This is a genomic window from Acidobacteriota bacterium (assembly GCA_003225175.1).
In the GTDB taxonomy this organism is placed as follows: Bacteria; Acidobacteriota; Terriglobia; order Terriglobales; family Acidobacteriaceae; genus Gp1-AA112.
This window is the reverse complement of sequence record QIBA01000054.1, coordinates 1-17,812: the sequence shown is the minus strand read 5'-3', so window position 1 is coordinate 17,812 and position 17,812 is coordinate 1. Positions and strand designations below refer to the sequence as shown.

14 protein-coding genes, 1 tRNA gene and 1 pseudogene are annotated in these 17,812 nt (G+C 56.0%); 7 read left to right on the top strand and 9 right to left on the bottom strand.

Going from position 1 to position 17,812, the window contains the following annotated elements; translation table 11 throughout:
• Positions 1 to 89: 89 nt before the first annotated feature.
• The gene (locus DMG62_15115; protein ID PYY22117.1) at positions 90 to 575 is read left to right on the top strand and encodes a RidA family protein; all 486 of its coding nucleotides are present in this window, start codon (positions 90 to 92) and stop codon (positions 573 to 575) included.
• A 297-nt stretch (positions 576 to 872) separates the two neighbouring features.
• The gene (locus DMG62_15110; GenBank protein ID PYY22058.1) at positions 873 to 1,301 is read left to right on the top strand and encodes a hypothetical protein; all 429 of its coding nucleotides are present in this window, start codon (positions 873 to 875) and stop codon (positions 1,299 to 1,301) included.
• 240 nt (positions 1,302 to 1,541) lie between these two features.
• Here DMG62_15110 and DMG62_15105 read toward each other — a convergent pair whose 3' ends face one another.
• Positions 1,542 to 2,123, bottom strand: coding sequence for a hypothetical protein (locus DMG62_15105; GenBank protein PYY22057.1), 582 nt, complete (start codon positions 2,121 to 2,123; stop codon positions 1,542 to 1,544).
• A gap of 143 nt (positions 2,124 to 2,266) precedes the next feature.
• On the opposite strand from DMG62_15105, the gene DMG62_15100 reads away from it, so the two are divergent.
• The 3 genes from DMG62_15100 to DMG62_15090 all read left to right on the top strand — a co-directional run bounded on the left by DMG62_15100 (position 2,267) and on the right by DMG62_15090 (position 6,982).
• Positions 2,267 to 4,759: a ribonuclease R gene (locus tag DMG62_15100; protein ID PYY22056.1), complete on the top strand. Its 2,493-nt coding sequence runs from the start codon at positions 2,267 to 2,269 to the stop codon at positions 4,757 to 4,759.
• 120 nt (positions 4,760 to 4,879) lie between these two features.
• Positions 4,880 to 5,152, top strand: a complete 273-nt coding sequence (locus DMG62_15095) for an oxidative damage protection protein (protein ID PYY22055.1) — start codon at positions 4,880 to 4,882, stop codon at positions 5,150 to 5,152.
• A 90-nt stretch (positions 5,153 to 5,242) separates the two neighbouring features.
• Positions 5,243 to 6,982, top strand: a complete 1,740-nt coding sequence (locus DMG62_15090; GenBank protein PYY22054.1) for a glycosyl transferase — start codon at positions 5,243 to 5,245, stop codon at positions 6,980 to 6,982.
• Positions 6,983 to 7,138: 156 nt separating this feature from the next.
• Here the strand turns inward: DMG62_15090 and DMG62_15085 are convergent, their stop codons facing one another.
• Positions 7,139 to 8,350 (bottom strand): glycosyl transferase, encoded by a 1,212-nt coding sequence (locus tag DMG62_15085; GenBank protein PYY22053.1) that lies wholly within the window; start codon positions 8,348 to 8,350, stop codon positions 7,139 to 7,141.
• A 109-nt stretch (positions 8,351 to 8,459) separates the two neighbouring features.
• On the opposite strand from DMG62_15085, the gene DMG62_15080 reads away from it, so the two are divergent.
• Positions 8,460 to 8,536 (top strand) — tRNA-Pro (locus tag DMG62_15080).
• A 32-nt stretch (positions 8,537 to 8,568) separates the two neighbouring features.
• Here DMG62_15080 and DMG62_15075 read toward each other — a convergent pair.
• From DMG62_15075 to DMG62_15045, 7 genes are all read right to left on the bottom strand, one after another.
• Entirely contained in the window at positions 8,569 to 9,015 is a 447-nt protein-coding gene (locus tag DMG62_15075) for a hypothetical protein (protein ID PYY22052.1), read from the bottom strand.
• 93 nt (positions 9,016 to 9,108) lie between these two features.
• Positions 9,109 to 11,592, bottom strand: coding sequence for a 2-oxoglutarate dehydrogenase E1 component (locus DMG62_15070; GenBank protein PYY22051.1), 2,484 nt, complete (start codon positions 11,590 to 11,592; stop codon positions 9,109 to 9,111).
• 134 nt (positions 11,593 to 11,726) lie between these two features.
• On the bottom strand, positions 11,727 to 14,402 hold the full coding sequence (gene aceE / locus DMG62_15065) for a pyruvate dehydrogenase (acetyl-transferring), homodimeric type (protein PYY22116.1): 2,676 nt from the start codon (positions 14,400 to 14,402) through the stop codon (positions 11,727 to 11,729).
• 137 nt (positions 14,403 to 14,539) lie between these two features.
• Positions 14,540 to 15,202: an elongation factor Ts gene (tsf, locus tag DMG62_15060; GenBank protein ID PYY22050.1), complete on the bottom strand. Its 663-nt coding sequence runs from the start codon at positions 15,200 to 15,202 to the stop codon at positions 14,540 to 14,542.
• A 154-nt stretch (positions 15,203 to 15,356) separates the two neighbouring features.
• Complete coding sequence (gene rpsB / locus DMG62_15055) at positions 15,357 to 16,250, bottom strand: 30S ribosomal protein S2 (GenBank protein ID PYY22049.1); 894 nt, start codon at positions 16,248 to 16,250, stop codon at positions 15,357 to 15,359.
• Positions 16,251 to 16,457: 207 nt separating this feature from the next.
• A complete protein-coding gene (locus DMG62_15050; GenBank protein PYY22048.1) occupies positions 16,458 to 16,853 on the bottom strand; it encodes a 30S ribosomal protein S9 in 396 nt (131 codons plus the stop codon).
• A gap of 138 nt (positions 16,854 to 16,991) precedes the next feature.
• Entirely contained in the window at positions 16,992 to 17,426 is a 435-nt protein-coding gene (locus DMG62_15045) for a 50S ribosomal protein L13 (protein PYY22047.1), read from the bottom strand.
• Positions 17,427 to 17,643: 217 nt separating this feature from the next.
• Here DMG62_15045 and DMG62_15040 point away from each other — a divergent pair.
• A pseudogene (locus DMG62_15040) lies at positions 17,644 to 17,812 on the top strand (IS1 family transposase).

The following is a 17,812-nucleotide window of genomic DNA, read 5'->3' as shown; positions in this document are numbered from 1 at the left end:
CCTTCATCTACTGTCCGGAATTGCCGGCCTTGAGCGAAGGTTTTTGCACAAATCCCAATTCAGGAGAAACCATGATTCGTCATTTGGTGATGTTTTCGCTCCTTGTAATTCCCTTATGGGCGCAGAGCACAAAGCAGCCAACTGAAAGGAAGGACACATCCGCGCATGTGCGCTACATCAATCCGCCGGGATTAGCAGTGAATCCGCGTTTCACTCAGTTGGTCGAGATCAGCGGTGGACGCACAATTCTGATCTCCGGCCAGGTCGCTTACGACAAAGACGGCAAAGTCGTGGGCAAAGGTGACATTCGCGCACAATCCAAACAAGTCTTCGAAAATCTGAAGGCTGCGCTCGACTCAGTGGGCGCAACTTTCAATGACGTGGTCAAGCTAAATACTTTCATGGTGAATATGCCTGAAAACTTGGAGGGCCATCGCGAGGTGCGTGGGCAATATCTAGCAAAGAACGAACATCAACCGGCGAGTACCACCGTCGGAGTTGCCGCATTGGTGAATCCTGACTTGCTACTGGAGGTAGAAGCGGTGGTGGTGCTTCCTTCGCAGCGGAAGGAGTGATTGATGAATCGGGTGATCGGGTGAAGTGCTCTTGCTTCTCTAACGAAGTGCTCCTCTTTCCACACTGTCATTCCTAAGCGCCTGGTTTTGGCGCGAGGAATCCGCTCTTTGGTGTCGCAACAAAAGCGGATCCCTCACTTCGTTTCGGGATAAGAGTAAGGTGTGGGTTCGGAATGAAAGAGAGGGTAGACGGGTCGCGGTTTTACTTCGCCCGATCACCCGATTGCTTCTGTCGATTGTCCCGAAGCCTAACGTCATCTGGTATAAAGCAGCAATCAATTCGGAGGATCACCATCCATGGCGAAGGCGGTTGTACTTTACCGAATCGCTTCCGTGTTACTCATTCTGTTTGCCGTGGGACACACATTCGGATTCCTGAAGTTTCAGGCGCCCACTGCAGAAGGACGCGCGGTCTGGGAGTCGATGAACAATGCCCATTTTCAAGTCGGACGTACTGATGCCACATATGCACGCTTCTACGTTGGCTTTGGACTGTTCCAGACTTTATATCTTCTGTTTACAGCATTTCTGGCCTGGCGCCTCGGCACCTTGGCTCGCAGCGCTCCGCAGACTATAGGCGCACTCGGCTGGACCTTCTTCGCAGTGCAGTTAGTCTCGTTAGTGCTGAGTTGGATTTATTTTTTGGCGCCGCCAATCGTGCTGTCGGGATTAGTGGCAATCTGCATCGGTTGGGCTTCGTGGTTGGTAAGCACAGCCCGACCATAGAAGAACGGCGGCCTAATCGCGCTATAGAACTGTGATCCTGAGCCGCTTTTGCCGAAGGACCTCCCGCAAATGCATCCGACTTCGTTGCTCTTTCCTGGCTCTTACACCAGAGCCTTGCGCCAGAAAGCCGATATACAGCAATAAGTCCGAAAATATTTCGGGAGGTCCTTCGCCCAAAATAGGGGCTCAGGATGACAACATGTTTGGTGAAAGTGATCGAAGAAACGAATGCGTTGTCGTTCACCGGATTAGCTGATCGCTCGATTCTTTCTGATTTTCCTCATACGGGACCTCGACCGTTTCGCTCTTCCAGACTCCAGGTTGAGCGACCTTCAGCGGCAGTCGCGTGCGTCTCTGGATTTCTTGCAGGAACCCATCCGGATCTGCATTGTAGCCAGCATGGGTGATTTTGCGGTTGTCATTACTCCGCACGCTGAACTGCTTGTTTCCGGTGTTGTAATGCAGGCTGGCTATGTCTTCCCACCGGATCTTCTTCTCGCTGCCATACCACGTACGCGATGTAACTCCATCCACGTCAATCGTCAGCACCGGCGGATACATGAATGGAACCATGGCGAGAAATGCCATAAACAGGAATGGCACCCACCATTGATTAGGCTTGCGCAACACGACGACAGAAATCACTACAAGCGCCGTAAACAGTAAGCCGCAGAGAGCGGTCACAATCTGGATCGCCGTGGTCGGTCCGAATATCTTGCGACCCGCCTCCTCCTTAACTTTTCCACTTCTCGACGATTTCCAGAGCCAGTTAAGAACCAATGCAAGCAACGCGGCCGTTAAGACATGGCGTAAAGCATCCATGCATCGCAGTATAGAGGCGATGGTCCGAAGCCATTGAGTGAGTACCTGAGTAATCAGGAGCGGCAATGGCCGGCAACAGCGCTGAACCGTGTGCTCACTATTTCGATAAAGTGGATAGATTCAACTGTGGATAGATTCAACTGATGACGAACGATCGAGAAATCCTGGCCCGCATCTCTCGCCAACCAAATCACGCGGCTGGGTACAAGCAGCTTGTGCGCGAGTTGCGACTGCGTGGCGGTGAGGAGCGACGGCTACTGGATGAGCGCCTGCAAAAGCTCGTCGATCGCGGCGAGCTGGTTCTAATGGGACGCGATCGCTATGGATTGCCGAAGGCAGCGGCCAAGCACAACCTGGTTGCCGGCGAGCTCTCTGTTCATCGTGATGGCTACGGATTCGTCCGCCCGCGAGATCCAGCAGTAAAGGATCGGATCGAAGGCGACATCTACATCTCTCCTCGTGATATGAACGCTGCCATGCACGGAGACAACGTGCTGGTTGAATTAGGTCCGGGGCGCGGAGATGGTAGAGCTGAGGGAAGGATCGTCAAAGTTGTTGGCCGCGCCCATCCGACTGTAGTAGGAATCTTCCACTACGGCGATCGGTTCAACTACCTTCAGCCAATCGACGAAAAGCTCACCGATCCCGTGATGATTCCCGGCGGCATGGAGGTTCCATCGGTAGAGACGCAGCATGCTGCCTCTCTATCGAGCGAGTCGCGACACCGCGTCATCGGAAAGGAAGCCCGCCGGAGCGCGCCGGTCGATCTCGAAGGCATGATCGTCGATGTCGAGATCATTCAATGGCCTTCGGGCTCACAGAATGCTCGGGGTAAGGTAATCGAAGTTCTCGGATACGAGGACGATTTCGGCGTCGATGTCGAAATCATGATCCGCAAGCACCACATCCCACACGTATTTCCAGCAGAAGTGCTTGAAGAAGCCGAATCGTTTACCGCCGTAATCCCTCGGAATGAAGTCGCGCGGAGGCACGACTATCGCGACTTGCCGATCGTCACCATAGACGGCGAGACGGCGCGCGATTTCGACGACGCGGTGCTCGTTCGCAAGCTGCAAAACGGGAATTACGAACTTCAAGTGCACATCGCGGATGTCGCGAACTATGTGACAGACGGCTCCGCGATCGATGCGGAAGCACGGCTCCGGGGAACATCGGTGTATTTTCCGGATCGCGCTGTTCCCATGCTGCCTCTGGAGCTTTCTACCGACCTCTGCAGCCTGCGTCCACAAGTGGAACGGCTGGTGCTCTCTTGCATCATGGAAATGGATCACGCGGGTGAGATCGTCAGTTATCAGATTCACGAAGGAATAATTCGCTCCGCCGCTCGCATGACTTACAACGAAGTGCAGGCCGTCCTCGATGGCGATCACAGCATGCGCCAGCAGTATGCTTCGCTGGTCAGCGAATTCGAGCGTATGGAGGTGCTCGCCAAAATTCTCAACCGCAAGCGCGTCAAGCGCGGTTCCATCGACTTCGACATGCCGGAGCCGGTAATCGAATTCGACGAGTCCGGCCTTATGCAGGGCGTAGCCCGCGCGGAGCGGAAGTTCTCCCATCGGCTCATCGAGGAATTCATGTTGGCGGCAAACGAGTGCGTAGCTGCCCATCTCGAGAGTCATGAGGTTGCTTCGCTCTACCGCATCCACGAAAAACCCGATGCGAAGCGGGTCTATGACTTTGAACTTTTGGCAGCGGCGTTTGGGTATTCGCTGGGAGTAGACCTGCCGGTCCGGCGTTTCCAGATGCGTGGGGAGCGCCGCGAGCGTCATGGCAGCGGACGCAATCCGCGGCAGCACGAAGTTCCTCAAGAGGTGCACATTACTCCGCGCATGTACCAGAAGCTAACGCAGAAGATCGCAGGCAAGCCCGAAGAACGCATCCTGTCGTACCTGATGCTGCGCTCTCTGAAGCAAGCCCGCTACTCGGAGGAGAACGAAGGACACTTCGCGCTGGCTGCTCCCAGTTACACGCATTTCACGTCGCCGATTCGACGTTATCCCGATTTGATCGTGCACCGGATTCTGAAGGTAGTGCTGCACGACGGGACGCACGCGTCTGCCTCGGCAAAGCAGCGACAAGACAGCCGAGGGCGGCTGTCCCACGGGGAAATGAGTACGTCGCACGATGGCCAGCAACCTTCACCGTGGTCGAAACGTCGAGAAAGGAAGCAGGCTGAAGATGGCAAGAATCATCTGACAGAGATTATTCCGTTAGATGAACTGCACGACATCGCCGTCGATTCCAGTACTACCGAGCGCCGCGCCGACGAAGCCGAGCGAGAGCTGATCGAGTGGAAGAAGATTAAGTTCATGGAGGACAGAGTCGGCGAAGACTTCAGCGCGCTGATCGTGAGCGTGACGAAATACGGACTCTTCGTGGAACTCGACGATCTGTTCATCGAAGGATTGGTTCCACTTAGTTCATTAAGCGATGACCGCTACGCATATCACGAAAACACTCGCCAGATCATCGGCGAGCGTTCCGGACATGCATACTCGATCGGTGATCGCGTTCGCGTGATCCTCGACCGGATCGATCGCGTGCAACGCAAGCTGCAGTTCTCAATATTCCAAGAACCAAAACGGGAGAGGCCAACACGAAGGGCACGAAGGTAAAACTCTAAGGTCACGGAGTTTTCTTTGTGACCTCTTCTTTTCCCTTCGTGACCTTCGTGTTCGCCTCGTCTCCTGTAAAATTGAATATTCATAATCCTCTAAGGAGGACAGTAGAGCTGCATGGCACACATGGTGCGGTGCGTGAAGTATGGCCGGGAGATGGAAGGGCTCGACGAGCTTCCTTTCGACAATGAGCTCGGCCAGAAGATTTACGACAACGTGTCGAAGCAAGCCTGGGCGGAGTGGGGCGAGCATCAGAAGATGCTCATGAACGAATATCGCCTGCAGCCCTGGAAGAGAGAAGCGCAGGAGTTTCTCGCGCAGCAACTACAGGCATATTTCTTCGGCGAAGGTTCGCAGCTGCCGCAGGAATACGTGCCGCCCTCACGATAAGCATTGGCGATCGCTCCCCCACCCATAATAGAACTGCGTTCGTCACAGGTCTCTGCAAACTCATGGCCTGAGCTGCTCCGCCGCCATTGGATGGCTTGGACTGCGATCTTCCTGATGTTCGCGTTCGTCTATCTTGGGTCGCTCTCGTCTCCGGCGATCTTCGACGATGCGGATGCGACCCACGCCGAAGCCGCTCGCGAGATGCTGGCTAATAATGATTGGGTCACGCTGCACGTTGATGGCATCCGCTATCTCGAGAAGCCACTGTTGCCGTATTGGCTGGTCGCAACCTGCTACCGCGTTTTTGACGTTTCAGAATGGTCAACGCGACTGCCGACCGCACTTGCCATCCTGCTGCTGATGATTCTCGCGGCCGATTGGGCACGACGCGCATTCGGCGCGCGTGCGAGCATCTACGCCGCGCTGTTCGTTGTCACGACGATTGGATATTACCTGTTCTCGCGAATTCTGATTCCTGAAGCGCTACTCGCACTCACAATCGCCGGAGCACTTTACTTCGCCCTGCTCGCGCTCGACCGTGGGAGAGCATCGCGCCTTTGGTACGCGTGCTATGCCTGTTTGGCTGTAGCCGTCCTGGCCAAGGGACTGGTGGCGATCATCTTTGTTGGCGGAACGCTGCTCGCGTATTTGTTCGTCACCGGCGAATGGAGGCGCTGGCGCGAGTTCCGTCTCGTTACCGGCACACTTCTCTTCTTCGCGATCGCAGCTCCCTGGCACGTCCTCGCTGGACTGCGTAATCAGGGCTTCTTCTGGTTCTACTTCGTCAATGAACACCTGTTGCGCTTTCTTGGCAAGCGTTACCCGAAGGACTACAACAAGCTTCCGGCGATCGCCTATTGGACTCTGCATTTGGTCTGGCTTTTCCCCTGGAGTCTGTTTCTCGGTCGAGTAGTGGAGAACCTGCGTGAGCGCGCGAAGCACCGAGTTCCATCAGAGTGGACTTTCGCCGACCGCACGCGAATGATCTGCCTGATCTGGTCGGGATTAATTCTGGTGTTCTTCGCGATCTCCACCAATCAGGAGTACTACACATTTCCGGCATACCTGCCGCTCCTTCTGCTTGCGGCAGACGCCCTGGCTTCTGATCGCTTCGGCAGCCGATGGAGCAAGGTCGCTTATGGAGCACTTACCGTTTTGGGAGCTGCCGCCGGCATCGCGTTGATCGCGGGCGTGTGGTCGTCTCGCAGTTTGCCCGTTCCGCTGGATCTGGGAACCGTACTCGCCAATCGGCAGGTGGCAGACAACACTCTAGCGATGTCGAAATTCTTCGATCTCACCGGCCCGGCCTTTGCGGGATTGCGCTTGCCCGCATCGCTCGCTGCCTTCGCTCTACTCGTCGGGCCTCTGGCGGCTCTGCTCTCATCTCGTCGTTCGACGCGCGTTGCTGTCTGGACACTCGCTGTTACTTCCGCGATTTTCTTGCTTGCTGCGCATATCGCGCTGGTCCGCTTTGGCCCATTCCTGTCGTCACGCACTCTTGCTCGCCAGGTTCAGCAGGTGATTCGTCCCGGCGATCAGGTGATGATTTACGGCGATCAAGCATACGGCTCCTCGCTGATTTTTTATCTGCAGCGCCAGGTCCTGCTCGTCAACGGATGCAGCACTTCACTTCTATGGGGATCAAAGTATCCCGATGCTCCTCACATTTTCCTGACCGATGAGGATCTGCTTCGGGCGTGGGAAGGTCCGCAGCGGGTTTTCCTGTTTGTGCCTGACGAACAGCAATCGCGAGTGAAAGCGCTTCTTGGAAAAAGAGCCTATTCGTTCGCCCAAATATCGGAAAAAGAGATATTAAGTAACAGGCAGTAAGCTGCGTGGTTCCGGTCGCCCTCGGCGGGCAAGGCGCGGGACTTTGAGAAGCCAAGGTTGCAATGCCCTCAAACCAGGAGCTCGCATCAGCCCACATTTTCGCAATCCGAAACCGTGTCCGGCCGAGGATGGAGCACGTAACCAGCGGCGACAATACTATTTGCCGCCGGCGACCGCTTCTTCCTGATTTGGAACATCGGTCGGCTCTTCCAAACGCAACATCAGTCCGCCGGTTGAGAGCCGGTATATCTCGCGCCGCCAATGGATCTTCGCGCTCAGATAGCTGCCGATCCACAGGAACATTCCAAGCAGATCACGAATGGGATACAGAAATGCGTGAGTCAGAGCCTTCCGGTCGGCGGCAACGCAATATCCTGCAACGATCGACTGAATCACTCGATTTAGGAACGCAGCGCCAAACAAGCTCCAACCGAGGGCAGGGTGTCCAGTGGCGAGTGCAGCGATCAATCCCAGTACGCCATAAGGCATCGCGTACGTAAGCACAGTTCCGAAATGCCCTTTGGGACGCGAGAAACGAGTGCTTCGCATCCAGCGCACCTGGTGACGCATTGAGTCGAGAAATGAATGATGGAAGACCATGTGATCGATCACATGGTGCGAGAGAACGACTTCCCTGCCGGATTCAGCGACTCGATTTCCCAGGATGTAATCGTCGGCGCAGTAATCGGCCATGAATCCGAATCCGCCGAGCGCTTCCACGCATTCACGCCGTACGACCATCGTGGGGCCGAGCGCGAACTTCATGCCTTCGAGCATGTCGGCAACGACAACTCCCGAGGTCATCTCGACCGAGTATCCGAATGCCTCGAGCTCAGTCCAGAAGCCACCTGCCGGTAATCCCCGATAAATGCAGGTCGTCATTCCCACTTTGGGATCGGCAAAGGGCTTGATGATCTCGCGAAGATAGTCGCGCGAAACGCGAACATCGCTGTCGCTGATCACGAGCAGATCGTGAGCGGCTTCTTTCCACATCTTCTCCAGCGAGAACAGTTTCGCGTTCGTCCAGGGCGGCTCGCCGCAAGCGAGAATCCTGACCTTCACGTTTGGATACTTACGCGATAGCCGTTGTGCCATCTGCAGCCCAGGATCGTTCGCCTGGCGAGCGCAAAAGATAAGTTCGAAATCGGGAAAATCCTGGCAGAAGAAGCTCTCGAGGTTCTCTTGGAGATTGGGTTCGAGTCCGTGAACTGGCTTTAACACGCTCACCGGAGAGAAGTATGCTGCCGCAGAGCGAAATTGCTTGCGCTTTCTGGCAAAGCGCGACGAACCGAGTAGAGCCAGCACGAGGAACACAGTGGAGGTTAAGGTTCCGAAGATGGCGATCGCCAGGAGAGCACGCAGAAACATAGTGGGTGAAAACTCGATTCTACAGGCTTAGGGCAGGCTTTCGGCCGGAAGCGCTGTAGTATCATGGAGTCACCCCAATCCCGCTGCCTGCGGGATCTTTCTCTGCTGTCGGGACGTGGCTCAGCCTGGTAGAGCACTCGCTTGGGGTGCGAGGGGTCGGCAGTTCAAATCTGCCCGTCCCGACCATTCCGTTCTTGGGTGCAAAAGCTAGTCGCGCATCATTTCTGGCGCGCCCATTCGATCGACCGTAGCTTCGGTAACGGAAACCGAGCCGTGCTTGCTTCTACTTCCGCCGGGGACCCAGGCAATTGCGGAAGGACTTCGCGCAGAGCCCATTGAATCCGCTCAACTGCTTCCACAACTCCAACTTCCTGCTTCTCGCCTTTGCGGCTATAAAACGTAATGACCTGCAGCGCGTTGCGAATATGGTGGTTCATCTCGGCGATCACGCGTAAGCGGCAGTCGACATAGGCCCGACGTTGCCGTTCCCGAACTGAAAGGAAGTAAACCAATGCTGCGGCTACGAGTCCTACCAGAAAGCTGGATAGCAGGATAAGATCGCGGCCGGGAATACCGTTCCGGTGCAAACGTACTTCAAGTACATAGCTGCTTACCGCAACCAGGAGTAGGACAAGAAGGCTCTTGGCAACACTTCGGATGGTCACATCTGAGTAGACGTCGAAAGGAGTTGGATCGATCTACGACAAGAACCTTAGCCGAAGAAGCAATTTGCCTGTTGGCCGCTGGCATCGATTGCGCTACTTTGCAGGATTTCCAAAGGCGACTTGGAGCAGCGTCTTCTGTTCCATATCGTGAGCCTTGGCCGAGCCGGTTGCTGGACTGGCGCTGGCCGAGCGCTTTACGGTCAGGACCGGCCGGCCACCGGAGATCCGCTTCAGGCGCGGTACCACGAACCAAAGGGCTCCCATATTCGAAGGCTCTTCCTGTACCCACACAATCTCTCGCGCGTTCGCGTGACGCTGTAATTCCGCCATGAGTTCCGCTTCGGGCCAGGGATAGAGTTGCTCGATGAAGATGATGCCGGTCGAGTCATCTTTCCGCTTTTTGCGCTCCATTCGCAGCTCGTGCCCGATCTTGCCGGTGCAAATCAGGAGGCGCTTGGGATCGGCGATTTCCGTTTCGGGAAGAACGTTCAGGAAGTGAGGACGGCTGAACTCCTGCCGCGAAGAGCTCGCGTCCGGATGGCGGAGCATACTCTTTGGGGTAAAGACGACCAGCGGCTTGCGCCAGGGACGCAGCACCTGCCGCCGCAAGAGATGAAAGTATTGTGCGGAAGTCGAGGGCTGACAAATCTGCATGTTGTCGCGCGCAGCCAGCTGGAGATAGCGTTCGATACGTGCGCTGGAGTGCTCCGGTCCTTGCCCCTCGTAGCCATGAGGAAGGAGCATTACGAGGCCACTAAGCAGTCCCCATTTGTCCTCTGCCGCAGCGATGAACTGATCAATGACGATCTGCGCGCCATTGGCGAAGTCGCCGAACTGCGCCTCCCACAGGACCAGGGACTCGGGATAATCGCGACTGTATCCATACTCAAAGCCGAGCACACCGGCCTCAGACAGGATCGAGTTGTATACCTCGTACTTCGCCTGCTCCGGCGCGAGATGATTCAGCGGAATGTATTCCGTCTCGTCCTCGATGTCGATCAGCACGCTGTGGCGCTGGTTGAACGTGCCGCGCTTGCAATCCTGTCCGCTGAGACGGACCGGCACTTCCTGGAGCAAGAGCGAGCCAAAGGCCAGAGCCTCAGCCATACCGTAATCGAAGGCGCGCTTGCCATGTCCCATTTCAGCACGCTGCTCCAGCAGCTTCTTGATCTTGGGATGGATGTGAAACTCTTTCGGATAGCTCGCCAGCTTGTCGGCAATCTGGCCAACCTGCTCTGTGGAAATTCCCGTTTCGACATCGTATTCAGGTTTGAATCGGCCGCCGTTGTAGTTGTCCCAGTACTCGGGAAGTTTGGCTAGACGTGGCATCTTCTTCAGCTTGGTCGCCTGCTTCTGCGCTTCACCAATCTCGGCCGTGATCTCCTGCACCCGTTGGCTGCTATCGACGCCGATCCTCTTCGCATAGATTTCGTGCAGCGGCGGATGATCCTTGATGCGCGCATAGCGAATCGGCTGCGTGATCGTCGGGTCATCGACTTCGCTGTGGCCGTGACGGCGGTATCCGACAAGATCAACAACGACATCGCTGTGGAAGGTGTAGCGATATTCGGTTGCGAGTCTCGCGATGCGCAGGACTGCATCCGCATCTTCAGAATTTACGTGGAGGATTGGAATCGGCAGACGCTTCGCCAGGTCGGATGCGTAACGTGACGAATTGGTTTCGCAGGGTTCGCTGGTGAATCCGATCAGATTATTGGCGATGATGTGCAGGCCGCCGCCAACCGTATACCCATCCACGGCTGCGAGATTCATGGTCTCAGCCCAGATGCCTTGTCCGGCGAAGGCGGCATCGCCGTGGATCATAACGGGAAGAACTCTCTCTTCACCGCCCATGCGAATCTGCTTGGCCCGCACCCGTCCGGTTGCTACTGGATCGACGGCTTCGAGGTGGCTCGGATTGGAAACCAGATGCAGGTTAATCGTTTGACCACCACGTCCGGTGAAGGTCCCGGTTGCCCCCTGGTGGTACTTCACATCGCCGCCGCCAAGCACGCTGCGCGGATCAACATCTTCGAACTTCGCGAACATGTCTGCAGCGGTTTTGCCGACGATGTTCACCATTACGTTAAGCCGTCCGCGATGGCTCATGGCGATTACGACTTGCACGGTTCCGCGTTCGGCAGCATCGTTTAGGACTTCGTCGAGAAAAGGAATGAGAGCAGTTACCCCTTCCAGCGAAAAGCGCTTCGTTCCCAGATAGCGCGACTGAATCACTTGCTCGAACAGGTCTGCCTTGGTGAGGAGTTCGAGTATGTGCTTCTGATCCACAGGCGCGGGCTCGCTCTCGAGACGCTCCTGGATCCACTCCCGCCTGGCCACATCCGGAATATGCATGAACTCAGCGGCAATGGTGCCGCAGTAGTAGCGGCGAGCTTCATCGGCGAAATCTCCCTGTACGTCGAGCTCGGGAACCATTTGCGGAGCAAAGTACTGTCCCAACGGGTCGAGCTGAGCCTGAAGGTATCCCCAGCGCCGAAACGTCTCAAAGACGCGCTCGCGGTCTTGGGGATCGATGAGGAGGGAGCTCCTCTGATATTCCTGAGTGGTAGAAGCCATAGGTTGATTCTAATTGCTGCCAAGTTGATGATCGGCTCTGGACATTCGGCGCTCGGCTTTTATCCACTAAGCCGTTCGGTGGTTTTACCAAAACGTTTCGAGGCCGAACGCCGACAGCCGAAGGCCACGTCCTTCTACGCTTTCGCAGGATCCATCTTCTCGGGATTGACGTTCAGCTCCTGCAGCGCCTTCTGCGCCTTCTTTGCGTCAAATTTCTTCTCGCGTGAGAGTCGTGACAGCGCGGCTGCAGCGATGGATTCGGCATTGACCTCGAAATGTTTGCGCAGATACTCGCGGTTGTCGCTGCGTCCGAAGCCGTCCGTGCCCAGGCTCAGCAGCCGCCCGCGCAGCCATGGTGAAAGCTGATCGGGTACGATCTTCATGAAATCACTGGCCGCGATGATGGGGCCCTCAGATCCTTCGACCGCTTTCAAAATATATGGCTGCTTTTCCTTCTCGGCGGGATGGAGCAGATTCCAACGATCAGCCGCCAATGCTTCGCGCCGTAGTGCGGTGTAGCTGGTCACACTCCATACGTCGGCCTGCACGCTGTATTTTTCTGCCAGAATCGCTTGCGCTTTGAGAGCTTCGTTCAAAATTGGGCCGCTACCGAACAACTGGACAATCGCTTTGCCGCCTGGAGCAGCTTTGTACTTGTAGATGCCGCGCAGCACGCCTTCCTCGACGCCCTTTGGCATCTCGGGCATGGCGTAGTCCTCGTTGTACATCGTGAGGTAGTAGTAGATGGCTTCACTGTTCTGGTACATCCGGCGCAGGCCATCCTGGATGATTATGGCCATCTCGTACGCGAATGCCGGATCGTAGGTGATGCAGTTGGGATAGACACTCGACATGACCACGCTATGCCCATCACAGTGCTGCAGCCCCTCCCCAGAGAGCGTCGTGCGGCCCGCAGTGCCGCCCATGAGGAAGCCTTTGCCGCGCGCGTCACCGAACGCCCAGATGAGATCACCCACGCGCTGAAAGCCAAACATTGAGTAATACATGTAGAAGGGGATTGTCGGGACGCGGTAGTTTGAATAAGCCGTCCCTGCCGCGGCGAACGAAGCCATTGATCCGGCTTCGGTGATCCCTTCTTCCAAAATCTGGCCGTCTTTTTCCTCACGGTAGTACAGCAAAATGTCCTGATCGTGCGGTGTATAGAGCTGGCCCTGGCTGGCGTAGATGCCAACCTGGCGGATCGCCGACTCCAGGCCGAAGGTACGTCCCTCATCGGGAACGATGGGCACAATCAGCTTTCCTATTTCGGGATGCTTCATCAGCGTGCGGAGCATGCTCACAAAACCCATGGTGGTCGAAACCGCACGACCACGCGATCCCCCCAAGGCATCGGAAAAGAACTCGAGTTCCGGTGCCTGCAGGTTTGGCTCTCGTTTCTCACGTGCAGGCAAAAAGCCGCCAAGCTCCTTGCGCCGCTGCTTCATGTACGTGATTTCCGGCGTGTCTTCCTTGGGCCGATACGGCATTCCGTCCTTCGCCGCTTCTTTGGGCACAGGAATCTTGAAGCGGTGCTGGAAGGCCACAAGCGCCTCGTCAGTCAGCTTCTTTTCCTGATGCGTTGCGTTGCGTGCCTGCGCAGAACCGAGACCGTATCCCTTCACCGTCTTCGCCAGGATGACTGTAGGCCCGCCTTTGTGCTCCACCGCTCGCAGATAGGCGTTATAAATTTTCTTGGGATCGTGACCACCGCGGTGCAGGTTCTCGAGCTGCTCGTCGCTCATGTCAGCCACGAGTTCGAGTAATTCGGGATATCTGCCGAAGAACTCTTTGCGCACATAAGTGCCGCCCTTCGCCTTGAAGCTCTGGTACTCGCCGTCGACGGATTCCTCCATGCGTTTGAGCAATAAGCCGGAACGATCACGGGCGAAGAGCGAGTCCCAATCACTACCCCAAATGACCTTGATTACATTCCAACCAGCTCCACGGAAGGCGCCTTCGAGCTCGTTGATGATTTTTCCGTTTCCACGAACTGGCCCGTCGAGGCGCTGCAGGTTGCAGTTCACGACGAAAATCAGATTATCGAGCTTCTCGCGAGTAGCTACGGTGAGTGCCCCGAGCGACTCTGGCTCGTCGGTCTCACCATCTCCAAGGTAGGCCCAAATCTTGCGCGGGGTCTTCTCGATCAGATTGCGGTTTTCGAGATAGCGCATGAAGCGCGCCTGGTAGATGGCATTGATTGGACCAATGCCCATCGAGACCGTCGGGAAACTCCAAAAGTCAGGCATCAGCCACGGGTGCGGATACGACGAGAGTCCCGGCTCGCCCCGAGTTTCATGACGGAAATTCAAGACCTGATTCTCGCTGATTCGGCCTTCCAGGAATGCGCGGGCATAAACTCCGGGGGAAGCATGCCCCTGGAAATAAATCAAGTCCCCGGGCTGCTGGCCATAGCTGCAGTGGAAGAAGTGATTGAATCCAACTTCGAGCAGCGTGGCGAGTGAGGAATATGTCGAGAGATGTCCACCGATGCCGGAGTCTTTCTTATTCTGGCGATGCACCATCGCCATTGCATTCCAGCGAATCAGCGCTTCGACGCGGCTCTCCATTTCGCGATCGCCGGGATAGGGCAGCTCTTGCTCTATGGGAATCGTGTTCTTGTAAGGCGTATTGAGCTGCGCGGGAGGGTTTACGCCCGACTCGCGCGCGCGCCGTGTGAGCGCCTCGAGCATTTCGGCGGCCCTGCTCGGGCCCTCTTCTTCGATGATCTGATCGAAGGCCTCAAGCCACTCGGCAACTTCGCTCTGATCAGTCTCCACCGGCTCAGCCGGCGCAACTGGATATGCGTTCATAACTACCATGATATTACTTGCTTGCGGCCGCCCTTTTGATTGTGATTTGCGATTACGTAAGTGCTGGATAAAACAAAAACGCCGGGCGATCACGCCCGGCGCTCCGTTTCGATCTAAGCATCCGTTGCACTGGAAACCTACTGTTTCGTCTCTTCTGTACTCGCTGGCTTCGTCTGTCCAATCGTCCAGTTCTGCTCGCCTACTTTGAAGCGGGCGAAGCGGCGGACGGAGATGTTCTCCCCCAGCTTGCCGATCTTGCTAGCGATCAGTTGCGAAACGCTGATGGTCTGTTCTTTGATGAAGGGCTGATCAAGCAAACAGACCTCCTCGTAAAACTTCGCCATCTTGCCTTCGACGATCTTCTCCACTACTGGAGCAGGTTTGCCGGTTGCCGCAGCCTGCGAGCGATAGATCTCCTTCTCGCGGTCGTAGTCCTCAGGCGTGACATCTTCGCGGCGGATGTACTTGGGATCCGTCGCGGCAATGTGCATGGAGATGTCGTGCAGCAGCTCCTTGAAGTCATCGGTGCGGGCGACGAAGTCGCTTTCGCAGTTGAGCTCAAGCAATACCCCGATCTTGCCACCGGCATGAATGTAGCTGGAAACCGAGCCCTCGTTCGTGCTGCGTGATGCCTTTTTGCCCGCCATGGCGATGCCCTTTTTCCGCAGCAGGATAATCGCCTGCTCGATATCGCCGTTGGAGCCCACGAGAGCGTTCTTGCAGTCTCCGAACGGAGCACCGGTTTTGTCGCGCAGCTCCTTCACCATTTTTGCGTCAATGTTCACAGTAGTAGTGCTCATTTTCCATTATGCCTTCTGCCGGCCTGTAAATCCGGCCTAACAAGTAATGACCCGAGCGCCACAGCGGCTCGGGCCAAGAATGTCGCGTTTGTATCGTGTATGTATTTGATGACGTTTAGCAGCGATCCGACTCAGCCGCCCCACCCAGCTCGGATTAGCGTTCCTCGACAGCAGCTTCTGCTTCCACGGTAGCAGCAGCGGCTGAAGACTTGCGGATATTGCCGCCCAGCACCTCTTCGAGGTTGATGTCATCAGAGCTTGCTTCACCGTCCTCACCGTATTCGCCGCCTACGGCGCTCTCGCCGGCAGATGTCTCGGTCGCCGCACTCACTGCGCCTGCCAAGTCAGCGTCCTGCTTGTCTGTGGCCGCCTGTGCGCCTTCGACAATCGAGTCAGCGATCTTTGAAGCAAACAGGCGAATTGCGCGCAGCGCATCGTCGTTGCCAGGGATTACATAGTCCACTTCGGTCGGATCGCAGTTCGTGTCAACCACCGCAACCACCGGGATTCCCAACTTGCGGGCTTCACGCACGGCAATCTGCTCTTTGTTCGAATCGATCACGAACAGCGTATCGGGCAGCCGCTTTAATGATTTGATACCTGCCAGGTTCGCCTGCAGGTGCTTACGTTCGCGCTCCAGCTTGATAACTTCCTTCTTGGGCAGCAGATCGTAGCGCCCATCGGTCGCCATGTCGTCGAGTTCCTGGAGCCGCTTTACCGACTTCTGCACCGTGACCCAATTCGTGAGCAGTCCGCCGAGCCAGCGCTGGTTCACGTAGAACATTCCACAGCGGGTGGCCTCTTCGGCGATCGCGTCTTGCGCCTGGCGCTTGGTGCCGACAAACATAATCGTCTTGCCTTGCGCGGCCATGTCCTGCACGTACTTGCTCGCGTCTTTGAACATCTTGAGCGTTTTCTGCAGGTCGATAATGTAAATTCCGTTGCGTTCTCCGAAAATGAATTCCTTCATTTTGGGATTCCAGCGCTTCGTCTGGTGCCCGAAGTGGACGCCCGCTTCGAGCAGTTCCTTCATGGTGATATTCGCCAATTGACCTCCTTTTTGTGGTTTGCATTCCCAGGATCAGTCTTGCATCCCAAAAATTACATTCCCGGCCCGGACCCGTTAATTGGATTTCGGGTTCGGGAAGATTTGTGAAAAACCAGCTTTCAGCAATCAGCCGTCAGCGCTCAGCTAAGGCAACTGCCAAATCGTTCATTCAGCAGAGACGCAGCGTACTGCGTCTCTACCAAAACCTTACCGCTTCGAGAACTGGAAGCGCTTTCGTGCTCCCTTTTGTCCGTACTTCTTACGCTCTTTGCCGCGCGCGTCTCGTGAAAGCAGCCCTTCAGCCTTGAGCTTCTTGCGCAGCTCGATGTTGAACTCAAGCAGCGCGCGGGCGATGCCCATCTTTACTGCGTCAGCCTGTCCATTCACGCCGCCGCCTTGCACCGTCGCTACCACATCGAACGTGGTGCCGGTCTCGCTGCTCACCAGCGGAGCTTTGGCGCTTACGCGTTGCGCATCGGTCACAAAATAGTTGTCGAATGCACGTCCGTTTATTTGAAAACTTCCGCTGCCGGGACGCAGAAACACGCGAGCAATGCTCGACTTGCGACGTCCCGTGCCGTAATACTGAACCAGATCAGCCATAGAAATTCCGTTGTTTCCTATTTCCTCAAAATAAGCACTCAGCCATCAGCATTCAGCCAGTCAACCGCTGGTGGCGCATCCGAACTTTATTCAACCCAAGCACCCTCATGGCTGAGTGCTGAAGGCTGAGTGCTCCTTCTACTTCGCCAGTGTCAGCGGCTCGGGCTTCTGGGCCGCATGGGTGTGTTTGTCGTCGCGATACACCTTCAGCTTGCCCGCCATTGCGCGGCCAAGCTTGGTGTGGGGCAACATGCCCTTGATCGCATCTTCCACGACCGCTTCCGGACGCCGTGCGAGCTTTTTGTCGTACTGCTCAGAGCGCAATCCGCCGGGATATCCGGTATAGCGGTGATAAATCTTTTGCCCTGCTTTCATTCCGGTCAGCTTGACTTTCGCGGCATTGATCACAACCACGTGATCGCCGGTATCGATGAAAGGCGTGTACTGCGGGTTATGCTTGCCCGCGAGAATATGTGCAACCCGGGTCGCGAGGCGTCCCAAGGTCTGGTCCGTGGCATCGACCACGTACCACTTGCGCGCGATTTTCCCCTCAGTGGGGAAAGTAGTAGACATTCCAATTCTCCAAATGGATGAAAAGGGACAGGCAGACTCGGCGACCGCCAATCCTTACGAAAAAGAGCAATGAAACCGCAGGCTGAAACTCACCGGCCGATTAGCGCGATGTGACCACCCAGGCGGGCACTTGCAGGACTACACAAAGTATAGATATTAGCGGAGTTGCAAAAGGAGTGTCAAACGGGGGTAGTGTCCTAATTTGACCTGTTGTCCGTTCGTAGAACGCCATAACCTCACCATGAGAATGCAGATGCGGAGATTCACGCGACTCACAAACGCTTTCAGCAAAAAATTGGAGAACCTGAAAGCGGCAATCGCGTTACACTTCGCTCATTACAACTTCTGCCGTGTGCATGGTTCTTTGAGAATCACTCCCGCGATGG

What these genes read in the sequence shown, in the direction of transcription:
- DMG62_15115 (PYY22117.1), top strand. Translation starts at nt 90, where the DNA reads ATGTTTTCGCTCCTTGTAATTCCCTTATGGGCGCAGAGCACAAAGCAG.
- DMG62_15110 (PYY22058.1), top strand. Translation starts at nt 873, where the DNA reads ATGGCGAAGGCGGTTGTACTTTACCGAATCGCTTCCGTGTTACTCATT.
- DMG62_15105 (PYY22057.1), bottom strand. Translation starts at nt 2,123, where the DNA reads ATGGATGCTTTACGCCATGTCTTAACGGCCGCGTTGCTTGCATTGGTT.
- DMG62_15100 (PYY22056.1), top strand. Translation starts at nt 2,267, where the DNA reads ATGACGAACGATCGAGAAATCCTGGCCCGCATCTCTCGCCAACCAAAT.
- DMG62_15095 (PYY22055.1), top strand. Translation starts at nt 4,880, where the DNA reads ATGGCACACATGGTGCGGTGCGTGAAGTATGGCCGGGAGATGGAAGGG.
- DMG62_15090 (PYY22054.1), top strand. Translation starts at nt 5,243, where the DNA reads ATGGCTTGGACTGCGATCTTCCTGATGTTCGCGTTCGTCTATCTTGGG.
- DMG62_15085 (PYY22053.1), bottom strand. Translation starts at nt 8,350, where the DNA reads ATGTTTCTGCGTGCTCTCCTGGCGATCGCCATCTTCGGAACCTTAACC.
- DMG62_15070 (PYY22051.1), bottom strand. Translation starts at nt 11,592, where the DNA reads ATGGCTTCTACCACTCAGGAATATCAGAGGAGCTCCCTCCTCATCGAT.
- aceE (PYY22116.1), bottom strand. Translation starts at nt 14,402, where the DNA reads ATGAACGCATATCCAGTTGCGCCGGCTGAGCCGGTGGAGACTGATCAG.
- tsf (PYY22050.1), bottom strand. Translation starts at nt 15,202, where the DNA reads ATGAGCACTACTACTGTGAACATTGACGCAAAAATGGTGAAGGAGCTG.
- DMG62_15050 (PYY22048.1), bottom strand. Translation starts at nt 16,853, where the DNA reads ATGGCTGATCTGGTTCAGTATTACGGCACGGGACGTCGCAAGTCGAGC.
- DMG62_15045 (PYY22047.1), bottom strand. Translation starts at nt 17,426, where the DNA reads ATGTCTACTACTTTCCCCACTGAGGGGAAAATCGCGCGCAAGTGGTAC.